The organism is Enterobacter cloacae complex sp. 2024EL-00711 (genome assembly GCF_047529885.1).
Taxonomy (GTDB): domain Bacteria; phylum Pseudomonadota; class Gammaproteobacteria; order Enterobacterales; family Enterobacteriaceae; genus Enterobacter; species Enterobacter ludwigii.
Genome location: NZ_JBLIZC010000004.1, coordinates 467,101 through 485,846, shown reverse-complemented (window position 1 = coordinate 485,846; position 18,746 = coordinate 467,101). Strand labels below are relative to the sequence as shown.

Genomic DNA, 18,746 nt, shown 5'->3' with positions numbered 1-18,746 from the left:
GGTGGTCCCACCTGACCCCATGCCGAACTCAGAAGTGAAACGCCGTAGCGCCGATGGTAGTGTGGGGTCTCCCCATGCGAGAGTAGGGAACTGCCAGGCATCAAATTACGTAGTAAGCCGGTGCATAAATCCGGTGGTTACAGCAGTCTTCGGTGGAGCGGTAGTTCAGTCGGTTAGAATACCTGCCTGTCACGCAGGGGGTCGCGGGTTCGAGTCCCGTCCGTTCCGCCACTTATTAAAAGCCCTGAGTTAACGCTCAGGGCTTTTTTCATATCTGCCGTATCATTATTGCCAAATCAGCAAATATCCTCTGCGTTAAACGCTCTTTTTCTGCATAACGGCAGCAGCGATAATCCTCCTCAGTTAACAATCATTATGAATAACGAGGATTACATGACTATCCCTGCACTGGGTCTGGGCACTTTCCGCCTGAAAGACGACGTTGTTATCGCATCCGTTAAAACTGCACTTGAACTCGGCTATCGCGCAATTGATACGGCGCAGATTTATGATAACGAAGCTGCCGTTGGTCAGGCTATCGAAGAGAGCGGCGTAGCGCGCAGCGAGCTTTTCATCACCACCAAAATCTGGATTGAAAACCTCAGCAAAGACAAATTGATCCCCAGCCTGAAAGAGAGCCTGGAAAAACTGCGTACCGACTATGTGGATCTGACGTTGATCCACTGGCCATCACCGAACGATGCCGTGTCAGTCGAGGAGTTCATGCAGGCATTGCTTGAAGCGAAAGAGCAGGGCTTAACGCGTGAAATAGGTATTTCTAATTTCACCATCCCGCTGATGGAAAAAGCCATTGCCGCCGTGGGGGCAGAAAACATTGCAACCAATCAGATTGAACTCTCTCCCTACCTGCAAAACCGCAAAGTCGTGGACTGGGCAAAACAGCACGGCATCCACATCACCTCATATATGACCCTGGCCTACGGTAAGGCACTGAAAGATGACGTGATTAATCGTATCGCAGAAAAACATAGCGCAACGGCTGCACAGGTGATTCTGGCATGGGCGATGGGTGAAGGTTACGCCGTGATCCCCTCTTCAACCCGACGTGAAAACCTGGCCAGCAACCTGTTAGCGAGGGATCTCCAGCTGGACGACGAAGACAAAAAAGCGATCGCTGCCCTGGAATGCAACGATCGTCTGGTCAGCCCTGAAGGTCTGGCACCTGACTGGGATTAATATTGACCCTTTCCTCTGTAGCCTGAAACCCTCACACAGCTCCCCCGGGAGCTGTTTTTATATGTTCGCTCAGGAAATCGATAAAGGCGCGTATGCGCGTACTTACCGCTCTGTCACTGTAATAAACTGCACTAAAAGGCATCTCCACAGGCAGACGTTTATCTGCCATCAGCTCTACAAGCTCACCGCGTGCAATTTCTTTATCAATCATATAGTCCGACAAACAGGCGATCCCATTCCCTTCGAGGCAAAGCTGCTTCAGCGTTTCTCCACTGTTGGATGATAACCCACTGGTGATTTCATGCAGTTGACCATCATGACAGGCCACAGGCCAGGTGTTCAGCGATACGGGCTCCGTGAAGCCCAGGCACAGGTGCTGCTTCAGCTCTTCAACCGTCTCTGGTTTGCCATGCTCTGCGATGTATTGCGGTGACGCGACTATCTTGCGGTAGCTGGCAAAAAGAGGGCGGGCCCGCAAGCTCGAGTCGGTCAGGGTGCCGGCACGGATCGCCACATCCACTTTCCGCTCGATGAGATTGATAAACGTCTCTGAGGAAACTAACGAGAGCGTCATCTCCGGATAGCGTTCGCGGAAAGGCTTGATCAGCGGCATCAGAAAATGAAGAACAACCGGTGTTGCCGCATCAATGCGCAGCAATCCGCGCGGCGTACTACGGGTTTCCATAATCTCTGTTTCTGCCGCCGCCATCTCCTGCAGGACGGACTGCACACGGCGGAAGTAACGCTCGCCTTCCTCCGTCAGGCTCAGTTGACGCGTCGTTCGGTTGAGAAGACTGACGCCGAGCTTCATCTCCAGTTTTTTCACCGAGCGGCTGATGGCTGAATTAGCCTGCCCCAACTGCTCGGCCGCACGGCTAAAACTGCCGCTTTCGACGACGGCGACAAAAATTGTCAGCTCTTCCGACGTTGCTTTCATTGTTGCACCACCTGCAAAATTCTATTGATATTTTGACCATTTTTGTTATTTAAGCACTGGCGCATACTGCCTGTCATCTTAATCCTGATGATATGGAGTTATTTATGCCACTGGCGCTACTTGCCCTGACGATCAGTGCCTTTGCAATTGGCACGACCGAATTTGTTATCGTAGGACTGGTGCCTACGATAGCTAACCAGCTTTCAATCTCGCTGCCTTCTGCCGGCCTGTTGGTTTCTATCTATGCGCTCGGGGTTGCCATCGGCGCCCCCGTCCTGACCGCGTTGACGGGACGTTTCCCGCGTAAGCCGCTGTTGGTTGCGCTGATGGTGTTATTCACCGCTGGCAATATTCTGGCCTGGCAGGCGCCGGACTACACCACGCTGGTGATTGCCCGGCTGCTGACCGGTCTCGCTCACGGTGTGTTCTTCTCCATTGGTTCAACTATTGCAACCAGCCTGGTACCAAAAGAGAAAGCAGCATCCGCCATCGCGATTATGTTCGGTGGTCTGACCGTCGCCCTTGTCACCGGTGTACCGTTAGGAACGTTTATCGGACAGCACTTTGGCTGGCGCGAAACCTTCCTTGCCGTCTCTTTACTGGGGGTGATTGCCCTGGTTGCCAGCCTGCTATTGGTACCGTCGACTATTGCAGGACGTGCGAGTGCCAGCCTGAGCGATCAGCTCAAGGTACTCACGCATCCGCGTTTGCTGATCATCTACGCCGTCACAGCGCTCGGCTATGGGGGTGTATTCACGGCTTTCACCTTCCTGGCTCCGATGATGCAGGACCTGGCAGGCTTCTCACCCAGTGCAGTGAGCTGGATTTTGCTGGGGTATGGTATCTCCGTCGCCATCGGTAATATCTGGGGAGGGAAGCTTGCGGACAAACATGGTGCAGTGCCGGCCCTGAAGTTTATCTTCGCAGCACTGGTTGTTCTGCTGATGATTTTCCAGTTCACGGCATCGATGCAATACGCCGCGCTGATAACGGTACTGGTGATGGGGATCTTCGCCTTTGGTAATGTGCCAGGCCTGCAGGTTTACGTGGTACAAAAAGCCGAACTTTATACACCCAACGCGGTAGATGTCGCATCGGGCCTGAATATTGCCGCGTTCAATATTGGGATTGCGCTGGGTTCTATCATTGGTGGGCAAACCGTTGAACATTTCGGATTAACCCAAACGCCATGGATTGGTGCGGTGATTGTTCTGGTCGCTTTCCTGCTGATTAGCCTGAGTGGGCGCCTTGATAAACCCGCTCGTGTAGTGCTGGGATAACATCAGTAAGTGCTTGCTTACAAAACTGGAAAGCGGTTTATCTGAAATTGCGTTGAAAGTGTAACCTAAAGTCCCTATAACATTAGAACCAGTCCGTTTTCCGGGCTGGTTCATGTTACAGAGGCCGTTTCCAAAAGTGCGAAAAAATACCTATGCCATGCGTTATGTTGCCGGAATGCCCGCGGAGAGGATCTTGCCTCCGGGGTCGTTTGCGAGCATAAGTCAGGCATTACCTGCCGGGACACCCTTAAGCAGCGATGAAAAAATCCGGGTGCTGGTGTGGAACATCTTTAAACAACAGCGCGCTGAGTGGTTATCGGTACTCAAGAATTTTGGGAAAGACGCCCATCTGGTGCTGTTGCAGGAGGCGCAAACCACCCCCGAGCTGGTAAGGTTTGCTACGACTCACTACCTTGCTGCTGACCAGGTTCCCGCGTTTGTCTTGCCGCAACATCCTTCTGGCGTGATGACCCTCTCTTCGGCTCATCCGGTCTATTGCTGCCCGCTGCGCGAACGCGAGCCGATTCTGCGTCTGGCGAAATCGGCGCTGGTAACGGTCTACCCGCTGCCGGACACGCGCATGCTGATGGTTGTGAATATCCACGCGGTCAACTTCAGCCTGGGCGTGGATGTGTATAGTAAGCAGTTACTTCCGATCGGTGACCAGATCGCCCATCACAGCGGGCCCATCATTATGGCCGGGGATTTTAATGCCTGGAGCCGTCCGCGCATGAATGCGCTGTATCGCTTTGCACGCGAAATGTCGCTGCGTGAAGTTCGTTTTAGCGATGACCAGCGCAAGAAAGCGTTTGGTCGTCCTCTCGATTTTGTCTTCTATCGTGGTCTGAACGTTCACGACGCCTCTGTTCTGGTGACGCGTGCCTCCGATCACAATCCTCTACTCGTTGAATTCAGTCCCGGCAAACCTGATAAATAATGGTATGTCAGGTCTGCCGTGGGGCAGGCCATTCGGGTGCTGCCCTTTATTTTAAACAACAAAAGGACAGTACGATGACAACAACACACTCCCATCATGACAACGTAGAAAAACAGTTTGGCTCCCAGGCAAATGCTTATCTGAGCAGTGCCGTGCACGCGTCTGGCCGTGATCTGGTCCGTCTCGGTGAACGCCTGGCGGCAGTGCCGCACGCGCACGTCCTGGACTTAGGCTGTGGTGCCGGGCATGCCAGCTTCACGGCAGCACAGCAGGTGGCGCAGGTCACGGCCTATGATTTATCCAGTCAGATGCTGGAGGTGGTTGCAGAGGCCGCAAAAGCCAAAGGGCTGAACAACATCGCAACGCGCCAGGGCTATGCCGAATCCTTACCCTTTGAAGATGCCTCGTTTGAAGTTGTTATCAGCCGTTATTCTGCGCATCACTGGCATGACGTCGGCCAGGCATTACGTGAAGTTAAACGCGTTCTGAAGCCGGGCGGGGTCTTTATCATTATGGATGTGATGTCGCCGGGACATCCGGTGCGTAATATCTGGCTGCAAACGGTTGAAGCGCTGCGCGACACCTCGCATGTGCAAAACTACTCCAGCGGGGAGTGGTTAGCGCTGATTACTGAAGCAGGGCTGATCACACGTGCATTGATAACGGACCGCTTGCCGCTGGAGTTCAGCTCGTGGATTGCCCGTATGCGCACGCCGGAAGCGTTAAGCCAGGCCATTCGGTTGTATCAGGATAGCGCGTCGGCGGAAGTGAAGGCGTACTTTGAATTGCAGGATGATGGATCATTTACCAGCGATACCATCATGGCTGAAGCGCAAAAAGCGGCGTAAAGAAAAAAGGCACCGAGGGGAATCGGTGCCTTTTTATCGTTAGGTCGTGTCATCAGGAGTCTGGCGTGGCGCTGTTTTTCACAAACAACGTCAGCTGGTCGCCTGGTTTCAGATTGTCAGTATCATTGTTCCAGCGCATCACATCCTTGATATTTACGCCGTGTCGTTTTGCGATACTGGACAGTGAATCACCTTTACGCACACGATAGGTAATGCTATCGCTGTTGCTGGCGAGACGCTGTGCACTGTTACCTGCACCCACCGTCAGAGTCTGACCCGCTTTCAGGCCTGAGCTGCGCAGATTATTCCACTGCTGCAGATCGTTTGCCGTCACGCCAAGACGTGAGGCAATGCCCGAAAGCGTATCACCTAACCGAACCTTATAGCTGCGGCTGTTCACGGATGATGCATCCGCGATCAGCGTTGACTGAACAGCGGCAATTTCACCCGATGCTAAAGACTCACGTAACTGCTCAGCATGTTTCTGCGGAACCATTACATACTGCGGACCACTGGCCCCAAGCGTTGAGCCTTTAACGCCAGCATTAAAGGTTTTCAGTTTACTTACCGACATACCCGTCATATCAGCAACCTGTTGAATATCAACCGGATTGCTGAGGCGAACGCGCGCCAGTGCACGACTTTCGTCTGGTGTTGGCAGTTGTACACCGTAACGCTTGCTGTTCTTGAGAATATCGCTCAATGCCAGCATTTTCGGTACGTAAATCTTCGTTTCCTGTGGCAGTGAGAGCGACCAAAAATCGGTGGATTTACCCCGTGCTTTATTCGCTTTCATTGCCTTCAGTACACGACCTTCGCCACTGTTATACGCTGCGACCGTTAACAGCCAGTCGCCGTCGAACATCTTATTAAGACGTTCCATCATGTCGAGAGCGGCTGTCGTTGAAGCGACAACATCACGACGCGCATCATAGTTGCGGGTCTGTTTCAAACCATAGTTTCGCCCGGTGCTCGGAATGATCTGCCAAATGCCTGCGGCATTGGCGCCAGACGTCGCGTGTGGGTCAAAAGCGCTCTCCACTATGGGTAGGAGTACCAGCTCCATCGGCATGTTACGTTTCTTAACTTGCCCGGCTATCCAGTACATATACGGCTCTGCCCGTAAAGTTACATCGTGGAGATAGCTCTTATTTCTTAAATACTTTTGCTTCTGTTCGCGAATCCGGTTGTTTTCCGGAATTCCCATCTTTAGCTCGTCGCCAATAGAGGTCCACAAGTCTTCATCCTGTGCGAAAGACGTCCCATCGTCCATCCATCGCGCTGAACTTGTAAACTTCCCTGCTTCCCCTTGACCAGCTGCAGAAAGGCTCTGTGCGTGCTGTTGTACGTTGCTGCCGTTCTGCGACTGGCAACCTACAAGCAGGACAGAGGCGAGTAATATCGCTTTTGCCTTCATGTGTGTGTCAATAGTTGCTTAAAAGACGAGCGATGATAACGGCGAAATTTTGAAAAGGCAACCCGCAATTATCTGAAGTTATCTTTCTTTGACCTTAACCATGCAAATCGTTGTTCTGGTTGTGACAAATTTGTTTCTTTGTTAATTTCATCAATTAAATCAATATCATCTGTTCGTAAAAATAAATTAGTTTTACGCTCATTTTTCAGAATTACGGGGAGTGTTTTTTGGTTTTTTGCACGTAACTCCTTCACTTTGTGATAATAATCTTGAATCGCCCGATCCTCTGGCAAGATGCTCGCCGCAAACTTCATATTTCCTAATGTATACTCATGTGCGCAACAAATAAGGGTATCGTCAGGTAATGCGCTAATCTTCTGTAATGACTGGTACATCTGGGATGGGGTGCCCTCAAAAAGTCTTCCACAGCCTCCTGAGAACAGCGTGTCGCCGCAAAAAAGATAAGGTTTACTGTAGAAACAAAGATGTCCCAAAGTGTGACCTGGTGTAGCAAATACAGAAAACTCCCACTCGCGTATGAGGATATTTTCACCTTCTTCGACTACCTGCGTTGTTCCCTTATCTTGTGTCTCTGCCGGTCCGTAAACCACCAGATGCGGGAATTGGGCACGAAGGTCAGCAACGCCGCCGGTGTGATCGTTATGATGATGGGTCAGAAGGATGGCCTCTGGTTGCCAGCCGTTCTCTTTTATCGCGTCTGATACAGGAGCCGATTCTCCAGGATCGACAATGACGCACCGACGCTCGTCATCGACTAAAACCCAGATGTAATTGTCCTGAAAGGCGGGAATACTGATAAGATTCATAAATTACCTCTTATAGCGTGGTGGGTGTGTTGATGAAACCGGCAAGGATACCTCAGATTGTCCCGGCACCTGAACGTTGGGCCGAATTGCCCTGGGGTGAATACTATCGCGAGAACCTGGAACAGCAGCTTAAACCCTGGCTCGCGAAAATGTATGGTTTTCACTTGCTTAAGATTGGCAATCTCAGCGCGGAAATCAATACCGAAAGCTGCGCTATCTCACATCAGGTTAATGTCTCTCTTGGCGCATCGCCGGTTCAGGTGAAAGCGGATCCTTTGCATCTGCCGTTTGCGGAAAAGTCCGTTGATGCCTGCCTGCTGGCACACACGTTGCCCTGGTGCAGCGATCCTCATCGCCTGCTGCGCGAGGCCGACCGCGTCCTGATTGATGATGGCTGGCTGATACTCAGCGGGTTCAATCCGCTGAGTCTGATGGGGCTGCGCAAGCTGGTTCCGGTGCTTCGCCGGACACCGCCGTATAACAGCAGGATGTTCACGATGATGCGCCAGCTTGACTGGCTTTCACTGCTGAATTTTGAGGTGCTCTGCTCGGGCGGTTTTCAGGTACTTCCCTGGGCGCGGCAGGGGGGCGTTGTTCTGAGCACCCATCTGCCGGCATTAGGCTGCATGCAGTTTATTGTCGCGCGTAAGCGGACCATCCCCCTTACGCTTAATCCGATGAAGCAGAGTAAATCGAAATCGCCCATTCGCCAGACCGTGGGCGCCACGCGGCAGTACAGAAAACCCTGATCAGGATTCGGGCTGATAGCCTGTGTCTTCATGAGCGGGGTTGGATGCCGCTGCCCGTGCCAGTTCGTCACAACGTTCGTTTTCGGGGTGGCCTGCGTGACCTTTAACCCATTCCCATTTAATCTCGTGCTGGCCCAGCGCAGCATCAAGACGTTTCCAGAGATCGACGTTTTTGACCGGCTTTTTGTCTGCCGTCTTCCAGCCGCGTTTTTTCCAGTTGTGGATCCACTGGGTGATCCCCTGGCGTACGTACTGACTGTCAGTGCTCAACACCACATCGCAGTGTTCTTTTAGCGCTTCCAGCGCCACAATGGCGGCCATCAACTCCATGCGGTTGTTGGTGGTCAGAAAATAGCCTTCGCTAAAAGTTTTTTCATGCTCACGATAGCGCATAATCGCGCCATAACCGCCAGGCCCTGGGTTGCCGAGGCAAGATCCATCGGTGAAAATTTCTACCTGTTTACGCATCTCTGGTAGACTTCCTGTATTTGAAACGTTCAGTTAAACGATAAGTCTGACATAAATGACCGCTATGAGCACTGCAATTACTCGCCAGATTGTCCTCGATACCGAAACCACCGGTATGAACCAGATCGGCGCGCACTACGAAGGGCACAAGATCATCGAGATCGGTGCCGTTGAAGTGGTGAACCGTCGTCTTACGGGGAACAACTTCCATGTCTACCTCAAACCCGACCGGCTGGTGGACCCAGAAGCGTTCGGCGTGCACGGTATCGCCGATGAGTTCTTGCTGGATAAACCGACCTTCGCGGAAGTGGCAGACGAGTTTCTGGAATATATCAAAGGCGCCGAGCTTATCATTCACAACGCGTCGTTCGATATCGGCTTTATGGACTATGAGTTCAGTAAGCTCCATCGTGATATTCCGAAAACGAACACGTTCTGTAAGGTGACCGATAGCCTGGCGCTGGCGAGGAAAATGTTCCCTGGCAAGCGTAACAGCCTGGATGCGCTCTGTTCTCGCTATGAAATAGATAACACCAAGCGAACGCTGCACGGCGCATTGCTCGATGCCCAGATCCTGGCGGATGTCTACCTGGCGATGACCGGTGGTCAGACGTCCATGAAGTTCAGCATGGAAAATGAATCGCAGCAGACGCAGGGGGAAGCGGGGATTCAACGCGTTGTTCGCCAGGCCAGTCGTTTGCGGGTGGTTTTAGCCAGTGATGAAGAGTTACTTAACCATGAATCCCGTCTTGATTTAGTGCAGAAGAAAGGCGGAAGCTGCATGTGGCGGGCCTGAAAAAGGGCCAGAATGCCTGTAAAATCATCGTTTGGGTGAATTTTGCAGCAAACGATTCAAAACGTGAGAAAAAGCGTTGACGAGTCCGGAGGCAAACCGTAATATGCGCCTCGTTCCCCCAGCGGGAACAGTGGAGCGGTAGTTCAGTCGGTTAGAATACCTGCCTGTCACGCAGGGGGTCGCGGGTTCGAGTCCCGTCCGTTCCGCCACTATTCAGAAGGCCTGAATCAGAAATGATTCAGGCCTTCGTCGTTTCTGCGTCTGCAAATCTTCTTTATCCGCCTTCCTGTCTTTATTAACAAAAAGTTAATATCTGTGGTGCAATTAATTAACATTTGATCAATGATAGTGCACAATTTGCACCGTATTTGTGCATTTTGCCACCGATTGTCTTTTTGGCAGCGGAGCAGATGTGTAATTTTGTAAAAAATAATTCACAGAAAATCATTCGCTTATCTCCACCCCTTCAGAAAGTTCATGAACCAATGCTTTATTGGTTCGTTTATTGCTTAATCATTAGCACGGTAAGTAGCACGTCATATCAATAACTTATCGTTAATAAAAATAAAGTAATGATGATAGCGAGCGAACCAATATGGAAAAACCGTCACGGTTTCTGGCCAATTCCAGCACCGCGCTTGAGCAGCTGCGCGGACTGATCAACCAGCATGAGTCAACACCAGGCACTCCGCTGCCCACTGAACGTGAGCTGTCGGAGACTCTCGGCGTAGGACGACGTGAAGTACGTCGTGCGCTGGATGTGCTGGAAGAGGAGGGGCGGATCTGGCGTAAACAGGGCAAAGGGACCTTTATAGGCCCGTCTGCACCTGTTGAACCTCTGGCCCTTCAGGGATTGGTTCAGCAAACCAACCTTCTGGAAGTCATGGAAGCTCGTCTACAGCTCGAACCCGGCTTAGCCCGGCTTGCGGCACTGCGTGCCACCAGGGAAAACCTCGCGCTTATGCAGCGCATGCTGGAACGCATTGATAAGGTCAGCCCGGACGACCGCGATCTCAACGAACTCTGGGATAGCGCATTTCACCGCGCCATTGCCGAGGCTGCCGGTAATCGCCTGATGCTTGGCCTGTTTGATGCCATTGATGCCGTCAGACGTGAACCGGGCTGGCAGCATTTGCGCGAATTAGCCCGTACACCCGAGCGGGTTGATCACTATAACGACCACCATCAAAAAATCATGTCTGCGATTATCCATCGCCAGCCTAATGAAGCAGCGGCCGCCATGCGCGAACACCTGCTTAGCCTGCAGTCAGCCCTGATTCAGGCTATTCACCTTGAGGACGACTTCACGCTATGACGACGATCCCGTTTAAGGACCCCACGCCTGTACTGCGGCTGCAAAATCTTAACGTAACGTTCGCCGGCTCTCCGGTGAGCGTGCTTGATGGTATTTCACTGACGGTCAACGCGGGAGAAACGCTGGCGCTGGTGGGGGAATCCGGCTGCGGGAAAAGTATCACCTCATTAGCGCTGATGGGCTTACTGCCCGCCAGCGCACAGATCGTCAGCGGCGAGATGCAGTTCCGTCGTCACGACTTACGAAAGCTTTCACCGCGGGAATATGCCGATCTTCGCGGCAGCGAACTGGCAATGATTTTCCAGGAGCCAATGACCTCGCTCAACCCTGCCTTCACGCTGGGAGACCAGCTCAGTGAAGCGGTGATGCGCCATCAGAAACTTTCTCGTGCAGAGGCGATGAAGGTTGCGCTGCAGATTCTGGAGAAGGTGCAGATTCCGGCAGCAGAAATGCGCCTGAAAGCGTATCCGCACCAGCTTTCCGGGGGGATGCGTCAGCGCGTGATGATTGCGATGGCGCTGATTAACCATCCACGTTTGCTGATTGCCGACGAGCCGACAACCGCGCTGGATGTGACCATTCAGGCGCAGATCCTCGCGCTGCTTAATACCCTCAAAGAAGAGACCGGTACGGCGGTGTTAATGATCACCCACGATCTGGGCGTGGTGGCGGAAGTCGCGCAGCAGGTGGCGGTAATGTATGCCGGACAGGTGGTAGAGCAGGGGAGCGTGGAGGCCATTTTTGCCGACCCGCAACACCCGTACACCATAGGACTGATGGGCTCGATTCCGTCCCTCGGCGCGCGTAAAGGTGCGCTTTCCACTATTCCCGGAGCCGTTCCGCTGCCGGAATCCATGCCCAAAGGGTGCCGGTTCGCTACCCGCTGCCCCTTCGCGCAAACGCGGTGTCATGACGAAAAGCCGTCGCTGACGGCGATGGGGACCGACCATCAGGTGGCCTGCTTCCGCGTGCCGCTGGAACAACATATTGCGCTGGGAGAAATTGCATGACGACGCCCATTCTTGAAGCCCGGGACCTGAGCAAGCTTTTTCCCGGCCCTAAAAAACTGTTTACCCCAACACGTTTTGTCACCGCGGTCGATCGCGTCTCCCTCTCCGTCATGCCTGGTGAAACGCTGGCGATTGTGGGTGAGTCCGGATCCGGAAAATCGACGCTGGGCCGTCTTCTTCTGCGGCTGCTGGCGGCCAGCGAAGGACGCGTATTTTATCAGGGTGAAGAGATCACTCACGCCTCGGGAGCACGTCTGAACCAGCTGCGGCGGGAGCTGCAGATCATCTTTCAGGATCCTTTCGCATCGTTAAACCCGCGCATGACAGTCGAGCAGATCGTCGGTGAGCCGCTGTGGCTACACCAGTCGATGAAGAAAGCCGACAGGCAATATCGGGTGGCGGAACTGCTTAAAACCGTAGGGCTGCCAGCGGCCTGGGCGCAACGTTATCCGCACGAATTTTCCGGAGGGCAGCGTCAGCGAATCGGTATTGCGCGTGCGCTGGCCTCCGGGCCAAAGCTGTTGTTGGGGGACGAGCCGGTCTCCGCGCTGGATGTCTCGGTTCAGGCGCAGGTGGTCAACCTGCTGGAAAGTCTGAAGCATCAGCTGGGGCTGACAATGGTGATTGTTGCCCATGGCCTGGCGGTTATCCGCCATATGAGTGACCGCGTGGCGGTGATGTATCTCGGTCAAATTGTTGAGCTTGCGACCGTCGACGAAATCTTTGATGCCCCGCTACACCCCTATACGCAGGCGTTAATCGCCTCCGCCCCCCAGATGCAGCCAGGCGCGCCGCGTGTGGCACCTCTGCTGCAGGGGGATTTACCGAACCCGGCCAGCCCACCGTCAGGCTGCCGTTTCCATACCCGTTGTCCGTATGCCACGGATGAATGTCGCCAGGTCGAGCCGATCAATCAGGTGCTGGACGGGGGACGCCAGATTGCCTGCCATCGCTGGCAGGAGATTAACCGCGATCGCAGTGTTATCCAGATAGCACCGCCATCCGCAGCCTTTCTGCGCCGCCGCGCGCTGTTTGAACACGCGGCCACTCACTCCTCCCTTCCTTCAAGGAACTCATGATAATGACAATGCGTAATTCTCTTTTGACCGTACTGGGAAGTGTTATGTTGCTTGGCGCGGCGCTGCCCGCCCATTCTGAAAGCGTACTGCGAATTGGTCTGGGTGCGGATCCGGACATGCTCGATCCGCATCTTGCGCGCACCTATTATGGCCGTTTCGTCTTTGCCTCTCTGTGCGACCGGCTGGTGGACGTGGATGAGCATCTGAAAGTGGTTCCCGGGCTGGCGAAATCGTGGGCCTGGAGTGACGACGGCAAAACGCTGACCATGGATCTGCGTGAAGGTGTGACCTTCCATGACGGTGAAAAATTTGACGCCGCCGCGGCAAAATACAACCTCGACCGCGCGCTGACGTTAAAAGGTTCGCTGCGTAAAAGTGAAATCTCGTCCGTTGAGTCCGTTGAGGTGACAGGCCCGATGCAGATTGCCCTGCATCTGAAAACACCTGATGCCGCACTGCTGATGCAGCTTACCGATCGCGCCGGGGCGATGATGGCACCCGACGCCGCTAAAAAACCTGACTTTGCCGCCCATCCGGTCTGCTCTGGCCCCTATAAGTTCGACAGCCGCGTCTCGCAGGACCGTATCGTTTTGACGCGTTTTGACAACTACTGGAACAAAGGCGCTTACCACTTCGACAAAATTATTTATCTGCCGATCCCGGATGCTTCCGTGCGTCTGGCTAACCTGCGTGCAGGGGATCTTGATCTGACGGAAGGCATTGCCGCAAGCGACGTGAAAACCGTAGAAGCCGACAGCAAACTGGCGCTGGCGAAGGTGACCGGTCTGGGTTATCAGGGCATTACCTTCAATATCAATAACGGCAAGGTCCCGGCGAACGATCCGTTTAAGGATGCCCGCGTGCGTGAGGCATTTTCTCAGGCAATCGATCGCGATGCGTTAAATCAGGTGGTCTTCGAGGGGCTGTACACCCCGGCAAACCAGGCGTTTTCTACCGTAAGTCCGTATCACGTTAACCTGCCGGTGCCACCACGCGATGTCGACAAAGCCAAAGCGCTGTTGAAAGCGGCAGGCGTCACTACGCCGCTGAACGTCAATCTGCTGGTGCCCAACAACCCAACTTCACAGCAGGTCGGTCAGGTACTGCAGGCGATGGTCGCAGAGGCTGGCTTTAACCTGAACCTGCAAATGACCGAGTTCGCCACGCTGCTCGACCGCCAGCAAAGCGGTGATTATCAGCTGAGCTTCTCTGGCTGGTCGGGTCGTCCGGATCCGGATGGCAGCATCTACGGCTTCATTAACAGCAAAGGCACCCTTAACGACGGTCGTTACAGTAACGCGCAGGTGGATGAATGGCTGACGCAGGCGCGCCTGAGCAACGACAAAGCCGTCCGTCAGCCGCTGTACGACAAGGTAGTGAAACAGCTGCAGACGGATATGCCCATTGCCTACCTCTATTTTGAACCGCGTATTTTTGGTCTGAACAAGAGCGTGCAGGGCTTTAAACCGTATCCGGACGGCATTGTGCGTCTGGCTGGCCTGATGCTGGCGAAATAACTGGCCTGAGGAGAACCCATGCTGGAACTGATTTGCAAACGTCTGCTGCTGGCCATCCCGACCTTACTGCTGGTGAGCATGATGGTGTTCGGCCTGCAAAAACTGCTGCCCGGCGATCCGCTGATCGCCATGGCCGGGGAGGAGCGCGATCCGGCGGTGATCGCCCAGCTGCGTGCTGAGCTCAATCTCGATGCGCCCATCCCTGTGCAGTACTTCAACTGGCTGACGCGCGCGCTGCAGGGCGATCTTGGTGTCTCCTTACGCACTCACGAGCCGGTCACCCAGCTCATTGCCAGCAAACTGCCGGTGACGCTGGAGCTGTCGCTGCTGGCGATGATCATCGCGCTGGTGTTTGGCATCAGCATGGGGATCCTCGCGGCGGTCAATAAAAACAGCTGGGTCGATCACGGTGCCAACTTTGTGGCGATCTCGGGGATCTCGATACCGCATTTCTGGCTCGGGATCCTGTTGATTCTGGTCTTCTCGGTCAATCTGCAATGGCTGCCAGCGTCGGGATTCGTGCCGTTTAGTGAAGATCCGATCCAGAACCTGCGTACGCTGTTGTTGCCTGCCTCGGTACTGGGAACGGGGCTGGCGGCCACGCTGATGCGCCATACCCGCGCCTCCATGATCGCGGTAATGAAGGCCGATTACATCCGCACCGCACGGGCTAAAGGGCTGTTGCCAAAGGCGGTGATTTTGAAGCATGCGTTTCGCAATGCGCTGGTTCCGGTGATCACCCTGACCACGCTGCTGTTCGGCGAACTGTTGGGGGGCGCGGTACTGACCGAACAGGTCTTCACCATTCCAGGGTTCGGCAAGATGATCGTCGATTCGGTCTTTAACCGTGACTATGCGGTGGTGCAGGGGGTGGTGCTTATCGTGGCGATCGGTTTCCTGCTGCTGAACCTGCTGGCCGACGTGCTTTACGTTCTTATCAACCCGAAAATGCGAGGTTAAGCATGGCGGAACTGACAACTCAAACCATTGCCGCGGTTCAGCCCCGTGCGCAGAACCGGGTGCTGAAGAAATTTCTCGCCAATAAAAGCGCGGTGATGGGTGCCGTAGTGGTGGGCTTTTTTGTGCTGGTGGCACTGCTGGCGCCGTGGATCGCGCCTTTTGATCCGGTGAAAGCCAATTTCCTGGCGGTGCGCAAAGCGCCTTCGGCGATGTACTGGTTTGGGACCGATGAACTGGGCCGCGATATTTTGTCCCGCATTATCTGGGGGGCGAGAACGTCGTTGATGGCTGGCTGTATGTCGGTGGTGATCGCCGTGGTCATTGGCGTTCCGCTGGGGCTGGTGGCGGGTTACTTCCAGAAGATGTGGGACGGCGTGATCTCGCGTTTTATTGAAGCGCTGCTGGCCTGTCCGTTCCTAATCATGGCGATCGCGCTCGGGGCGTTTCTGGGCCCAAGCCTGACCAACGCCATGATCGCCATTGGCCTCTCCGCAATGCCGATCTTCGCCCGCCTGACGCGCGGCCAGGTGATCGCCATTCGCAACGAAGAGTATATCGACGGCGCAAGGGCGATTGGCCTGCCGGATCGCTGGATCATCATTAAGTATGTTCTGCCCAATGTGATGTCTCCGATTCTGGTGCAGGCCACGCTGGCCATTGCCTCGGCAATCATTGCTGAAGCCAGCCTCTCATTTCTGGGGTTAGGCCAGCAGCCGCCGAACCCGTCATGGGGCTCAATGCTTAATACCGCGAAAGGTTTCCTTGAGCAGGCTCCATGGATGTCTGTGTTCCCCGGTGTGGCGATTTTTCTTGCCGTGCAGGGCTTTAATTTACTCGGCGACGGGCTGCGCGATGCGCTCGATCCGCGCCATGACTAAGGAGTCATGATGACCAAAGCGCTTGATTTCACTTCCGGTTACGATTCACGACGCCCGCCGATGATGGGCCACAACGCCGTGGCGACATCTCAGCCGCTGGCGGCCCAGGCGGGAATGAAAATGCTGCAGCTCGGCGGGAACGCGGTTGATGCGGCGGTTGCAACCGCCATGGCGTTGACGGTGGTTGAACCCACCGGCAACGGTATTGGCAGCGATGCCTTTGCCATCGTCTGGGATGGTGAAAAACTCCACGGCCTGAACGCCTCAGGCCGCTCGCCTGCCAGCTGGCATGCGGATCTGTTTGCCGGGAAAACCGCGGTGCCGGAAATTGGCTGGGACGCCGTTACCGTGCCGGGTGCGGTTTCGGGCTGGGTGGCGCTGGCAGAACGTTTTGGCACGCTGCCGCTCACTACGCTGGCGCAACCTGCCATCGAGTATGCGCGTAACGGTTTTCCGGTCTCCCCGTTGATTGGCCATCTCTGGCAGCGGGGTTATAACAAGCTCAAAGATCAGCCAGGCTTTAGCGCCTGCTTTGCACCGGAAGGGCGTGCTCCCCGGGTTGGCGAGATCTTCCGTAACCCGGCGCAGGCTCATTCGCTGGAGCTGATTGCCAGAACCAACGGTGAAGCGTTTTACCGCGGCGAGCTGGCGCAGAAAATTGCCGCTTTCGCGAAAGAACATGGCGCGCACCTGACGGCAGAGGATTTGGCCAATCATCGTGTGGACTGGGTAGAACTGCTGTCGCGTGATTTTGCCGGTGGTTCGGTGCAGGAGCTGCCGCCAAACGGGCAGGGCATCGCCACGCTGATTGCGCTCGGTATTCTGGAGCAGTGTGGAATTGAAAAACATCATCCGGATTCCGTGCAGTCGCTTCATCTGTCTATTGAAGCGATGAAACTGGCGCTGGCGGATCTCGATCGCTACGTCGCTGATGAAGAACACATGGAGTTCGCGGCCCAGGCATTGCTGAGCGATCGTTACCTGGCGTCGCGCGCGGCGCTTATCGACCCCGATAACGCCTCCGATTTCGTCTACGGTTCGCCGACGCAGAGCGGCACGGTCTACCTGAGCGCTGCAGATTCCAGCGGTATGATGATCTCCTTTATTCAGTCCAACTATATGGGCTTTGGATCCGGGATTGTGGTGCCGGAGACCGGGATCAGTCTGCAAAACCGCGGTTGTGGCTTTGTGCTGGATCCAAACCATCCGAATGCGCTGGCGGGCAGTAAGCGTCCGTTCCACACCATCATTCCGGGCTTTGCGATGGACGGCAACGGTAAACCGCTGATGTCCTTTGGCGTCATGGGCGGGCCAATGCAGGCGCAGGGGCATATGCAGATGGCGCTGCGCATCATGCTGCACGGGCAAAACCCACAGGCGGCAATTGATGCGCCTCGCTGGCGCGTGGTGCAGGGCAGGGAAGTGATCGTCGAATCGACGTTCGATCGCAATACTATCGCCGCACTGCGTGAGCGCGGGCACCAGATCGTGGTGGAAGATCCGCTCCAGGATTACAACTTCGGCGGCGCGCAGGTGATTTATCGTATGCCGGAAGGGCACTATGTGGCGGCGACAGAGAGCCGCAAAGACGGGCAGGCGCTGGTGAGTTAATGATGTCCCCTCCCTCTTCCTGTGAGAGGGAGGGGAAACCGTTATCCAATGCTAAACGGATCCGCATCCTGCCAGGCCGGAAACTTCTCGCGATATTCCTTCAGGGCCGTCAGTGACAACTCAGCATCAATGCGCGTTGCCTGATGCGGCTCGGCGGTGGCAATAATTTCACCCTGCGGGTTCACCACCCGGCTATCCCCCCGATAATGATGCCCGTTGCCATCGGTCCCCACGCGGTTACAGCCGACCACATACGCCTGGTTTTCAATGGCGCGTGCGACCAGCAGCGACTGCCAGTGCAGGGATCGCGGGGCAGGCCAGTTGGCAACATACAGCGCCAGGTCGTAATCGTTGCGGTTGCGTGACCACACCGGGAAGCGCAGGTCGTAGCAAACCAGCGGCAGAATACGCCAGCCGCGCCATTCGAACACCACGCGCGCATCACCCGCTTCATAGTGATGATGTTCATCTGCCATGCGGAACAGATGGCGTTTATCATAGAAATGCACTTTCCCTTCCGGCTCGACCAGCAGGAAGCGGTTGACCGGCCCGCGTTCGGTTTGCAGCGCAGCGCTGCCGGCAATCAGCGCATTGGTTTGCTGCGCTTTGGCGTGCATCCAGGCGACCACCTCTTGCTGTGGCATTGACTGTTGCGCCGCTTCCATGGCGAAGCCGGTAGTGAACATCTCCGGCAGGACAATCACATCACGCCCGGTAATGCCTTCCAGTTGACGATCAAAGTGGCGCAGGTTGGCAGGGCCGTCCATCCACACTAAAGGTTGCTGCAAAATCGAAATCTTCAGACCAGGCACAATTCAGACTCCTCAAACGACCACTTTTTGACACTGTAGCACGACATAAAGAGAAAATGTGGCAATAAAAAACCCCGCGCGTGGCGGGGTTTGTAGAAGCGAAACGCG

18 protein-coding genes, 2 tRNA genes and 1 rRNA gene are annotated in these 18,746 nt (G+C 54.8%); 16 read left to right on the top strand and 5 right to left on the bottom strand.

Features of this window, described 5'->3' with window-relative positions; all coding sequences use genetic code 11:
* The 3 genes from rrf to dkgB form a co-directional block, all read left to right on the top strand.
* Positions 1 to 99, top strand: a 5S ribosomal RNA gene (gene rrf / locus ACMVME_RS14695); the annotation flags it as partial.
* A 55-nt stretch (positions 100 to 154) separates the two neighbouring features.
* Positions 155 to 231: transfer RNA gene (locus ACMVME_RS14690), tRNA-Asp, on the top strand.
* A gap of 162 nt (positions 232 to 393) precedes the next feature.
* Positions 394 to 1,197 (top strand): 2,5-didehydrogluconate reductase DkgB, encoded by an 804-nt coding sequence (gene dkgB / locus ACMVME_RS14685; RefSeq protein WP_068795190.1) that lies wholly within the window; start codon positions 394 to 396, stop codon positions 1,195 to 1,197.
* Positions 1,198 to 1,228: 31 nt separating this feature from the next.
* On the opposite strand, the gene yafC is transcribed toward dkgB, so the two are convergent.
* The gene (gene yafC, locus ACMVME_RS14680; RefSeq protein WP_014168734.1) at positions 1,229 to 2,134 is read right to left on the bottom strand and encodes a DNA-binding transcriptional regulator YafC; all 906 of its coding nucleotides are present in this window, start codon (positions 2,132 to 2,134) and stop codon (positions 1,229 to 1,231) included.
* A 104-nt stretch (positions 2,135 to 2,238) separates the two neighbouring features.
* On the opposite strand from yafC, the gene ACMVME_RS14675 reads away from it, so the two are divergent.
* The 3 genes from ACMVME_RS14675 to ACMVME_RS14665 all read left to right on the top strand — a co-directional run bounded on the left by ACMVME_RS14675 (position 2,239) and on the right by ACMVME_RS14665 (position 5,199).
* On the top strand, positions 2,239 to 3,414 hold the full coding sequence (locus ACMVME_RS14675) for an MFS transporter (protein WP_020882804.1): 1,176 nt from the start codon (positions 2,239 to 2,241) through the stop codon (positions 3,412 to 3,414).
* A 136-nt stretch (positions 3,415 to 3,550) separates the two neighbouring features.
* Positions 3,551 to 4,351, top strand: a complete 801-nt coding sequence (locus ACMVME_RS14670) for an endonuclease/exonuclease/phosphatase family protein (RefSeq protein WP_025205128.1) — start codon at positions 3,551 to 3,553, stop codon at positions 4,349 to 4,351.
* A gap of 74 nt (positions 4,352 to 4,425) precedes the next feature.
* Positions 4,426 to 5,199: a class I SAM-dependent methyltransferase gene (locus ACMVME_RS14665; protein WP_025205127.1), complete on the top strand. Its 774-nt coding sequence runs from the start codon at positions 4,426 to 4,428 to the stop codon at positions 5,197 to 5,199.
* A gap of 52 nt (positions 5,200 to 5,251) precedes the next feature.
* On the opposite strand, the gene mltD is transcribed toward ACMVME_RS14665, so the two are convergent.
* Together mltD and gloB are read right to left on the bottom strand one after the other, a co-directional pair.
* On the bottom strand, positions 5,252 to 6,616 hold the full coding sequence (mltD, locus tag ACMVME_RS14660; protein ID WP_068795182.1) for a murein transglycosylase D: 1,365 nt from the start codon (positions 6,614 to 6,616) through the stop codon (positions 5,252 to 5,254).
* Between the two features lie 68 nt (positions 6,617 to 6,684).
* A complete protein-coding gene (gloB, locus tag ACMVME_RS14655) occupies positions 6,685 to 7,443 on the bottom strand; it encodes a hydroxyacylglutathione hydrolase (RefSeq protein WP_025205125.1) in 759 nt (252 codons plus the stop codon).
* Between the two features lie 32 nt (positions 7,444 to 7,475).
* Here gloB and ACMVME_RS14650 point away from each other — a divergent pair, with 32 nt between their 5' ends.
* Entirely contained in the window at positions 7,476 to 8,192 is a 717-nt protein-coding gene (locus ACMVME_RS14650; protein ID WP_020882800.1) for a class I SAM-dependent methyltransferase, read from the top strand.
* On the opposite strand, the gene rnhA is transcribed toward ACMVME_RS14650, so the two are convergent.
* The gene (rnhA, locus tag ACMVME_RS14645) at positions 8,193 to 8,660 is read right to left on the bottom strand and encodes a ribonuclease HI (protein ID WP_014168741.1); all 468 of its coding nucleotides are present in this window, start codon (positions 8,658 to 8,660) and stop codon (positions 8,193 to 8,195) included. It lies immediately after the preceding gene.
* A 64-nt stretch (positions 8,661 to 8,724) separates the two neighbouring features.
* On the opposite strand from rnhA, the gene dnaQ reads away from it, so the two are divergent.
* From dnaQ to ACMVME_RS14600, 9 genes are all read left to right on the top strand, one after another.
* Positions 8,725 to 9,456, top strand: a complete 732-nt coding sequence (dnaQ, locus tag ACMVME_RS14640) for a DNA polymerase III subunit epsilon (protein WP_032677465.1) — start codon at positions 8,725 to 8,727, stop codon at positions 9,454 to 9,456.
* Between the two features lie 132 nt (positions 9,457 to 9,588).
* Positions 9,589 to 9,665, top strand: a tRNA-Asp gene (locus ACMVME_RS14635).
* Positions 9,666 to 10,051: 386 nt separating this feature from the next.
* Positions 10,052 to 10,771 (top strand): FadR/GntR family transcriptional regulator, encoded by a 720-nt coding sequence (locus tag ACMVME_RS14630; protein ID WP_014168746.1) that lies wholly within the window; start codon positions 10,052 to 10,054, stop codon positions 10,769 to 10,771.
* Entirely contained in the window at positions 10,768 to 11,781 is a 1,014-nt protein-coding gene (locus ACMVME_RS14625; RefSeq protein ID WP_014168747.1) for an ABC transporter ATP-binding protein, read from the top strand. The genes ACMVME_RS14630 and ACMVME_RS14625 overlap by 4 nt, the downstream gene beginning before the upstream one ends.
* Positions 11,778 to 12,860, top strand: coding sequence for an ABC transporter ATP-binding protein (locus ACMVME_RS14620; protein ID WP_068795181.1), 1,083 nt, complete (start codon positions 11,778 to 11,780; stop codon positions 12,858 to 12,860). Before ACMVME_RS14625 ends, ACMVME_RS14620 begins: the two co-directional genes overlap by 4 nt.
* Before the next feature lie 2 nt (positions 12,861 to 12,862).
* Positions 12,863 to 14,377, top strand: a complete 1,515-nt coding sequence (locus ACMVME_RS14615; protein WP_074439250.1) for an ABC transporter substrate-binding protein — start codon at positions 12,863 to 12,865, stop codon at positions 14,375 to 14,377.
* Between the two features lie 18 nt (positions 14,378 to 14,395).
* Positions 14,396 to 15,337, top strand: coding sequence for an ABC transporter permease (locus tag ACMVME_RS14610; protein WP_020882795.1), 942 nt, complete (start codon positions 14,396 to 14,398; stop codon positions 15,335 to 15,337).
* Positions 15,338 to 15,339: 2 nt separating this feature from the next.
* The gene (locus ACMVME_RS14605) at positions 15,340 to 16,215 is read left to right on the top strand and encodes an ABC transporter permease (RefSeq protein WP_014168751.1); all 876 of its coding nucleotides are present in this window, start codon (positions 15,340 to 15,342) and stop codon (positions 16,213 to 16,215) included.
* 9 nt (positions 16,216 to 16,224) lie between these two features.
* Complete coding sequence (locus tag ACMVME_RS14600; protein WP_020882793.1) at positions 16,225 to 17,826, top strand: gamma-glutamyltransferase family protein; 1,602 nt, start codon at positions 16,225 to 16,227, stop codon at positions 17,824 to 17,826.
* A gap of 41 nt (positions 17,827 to 17,867) precedes the next feature.
* Here the strand turns inward: ACMVME_RS14600 and ACMVME_RS14595 are convergent, their stop codons facing one another.
* On the bottom strand, positions 17,868 to 18,638 hold the full coding sequence (locus tag ACMVME_RS14595; protein ID WP_014168753.1) for an amidohydrolase: 771 nt from the start codon (positions 18,636 to 18,638) through the stop codon (positions 17,868 to 17,870).
* Positions 18,639 to 18,746 lie beyond the last annotated feature (108 nt).

Coding starts and splice junctions, on each gene's coding strand:
- dkgB (WP_068795190.1), top strand. CDS start 394: ATGACTATCCCTGCACTGGGTCTGGGCACTTTCCGCCTGAAAGACGAC.
- yafC (WP_014168734.1), bottom strand. CDS start 2,134: ATGAAAGCAACGTCGGAAGAGCTGACAATTTTTGTCGCCGTCGTCGAA.
- ACMVME_RS14675 (WP_020882804.1), top strand. CDS start 2,239: ATGCCACTGGCGCTACTTGCCCTGACGATCAGTGCCTTTGCAATTGGC.
- ACMVME_RS14665 (WP_025205127.1), top strand. CDS start 4,426: ATGACAACAACACACTCCCATCATGACAACGTAGAAAAACAGTTTGGC.
- mltD (WP_068795182.1), bottom strand. CDS start 6,616: ATGAAGGCAAAAGCGATATTACTCGCCTCTGTCCTGCTTGTAGGTTGC.
- gloB (WP_025205125.1), bottom strand. CDS start 7,443: ATGAATCTTATCAGTATTCCCGCCTTTCAGGACAATTACATCTGGGTT.
- ACMVME_RS14650 (WP_020882800.1), top strand. CDS start 7,476: ATGAAACCGGCAAGGATACCTCAGATTGTCCCGGCACCTGAACGTTGG.
- rnhA (WP_014168741.1), bottom strand. CDS start 8,660: ATGCGTAAACAGGTAGAAATTTTCACCGATGGATCTTGCCTCGGCAAC.
- dnaQ (WP_032677465.1), top strand. CDS start 8,725: ATGAGCACTGCAATTACTCGCCAGATTGTCCTCGATACCGAAACCACC.
- ACMVME_RS14630 (WP_014168746.1), top strand. CDS start 10,052: ATGGAAAAACCGTCACGGTTTCTGGCCAATTCCAGCACCGCGCTTGAG.
- ACMVME_RS14625 (WP_014168747.1), top strand. CDS start 10,768: ATGACGACGATCCCGTTTAAGGACCCCACGCCTGTACTGCGGCTGCAA.
- ACMVME_RS14620 (WP_068795181.1), top strand. CDS start 11,778: ATGACGACGCCCATTCTTGAAGCCCGGGACCTGAGCAAGCTTTTTCCC.
- ACMVME_RS14615 (WP_074439250.1), top strand. CDS start 12,863: ATGACAATGCGTAATTCTCTTTTGACCGTACTGGGAAGTGTTATGTTG.
- ACMVME_RS14610 (WP_020882795.1), top strand. CDS start 14,396: ATGCTGGAACTGATTTGCAAACGTCTGCTGCTGGCCATCCCGACCTTA.
- ACMVME_RS14605 (WP_014168751.1), top strand. CDS start 15,340: ATGGCGGAACTGACAACTCAAACCATTGCCGCGGTTCAGCCCCGTGCG.
- ACMVME_RS14600 (WP_020882793.1), top strand. CDS start 16,225: ATGACCAAAGCGCTTGATTTCACTTCCGGTTACGATTCACGACGCCCG.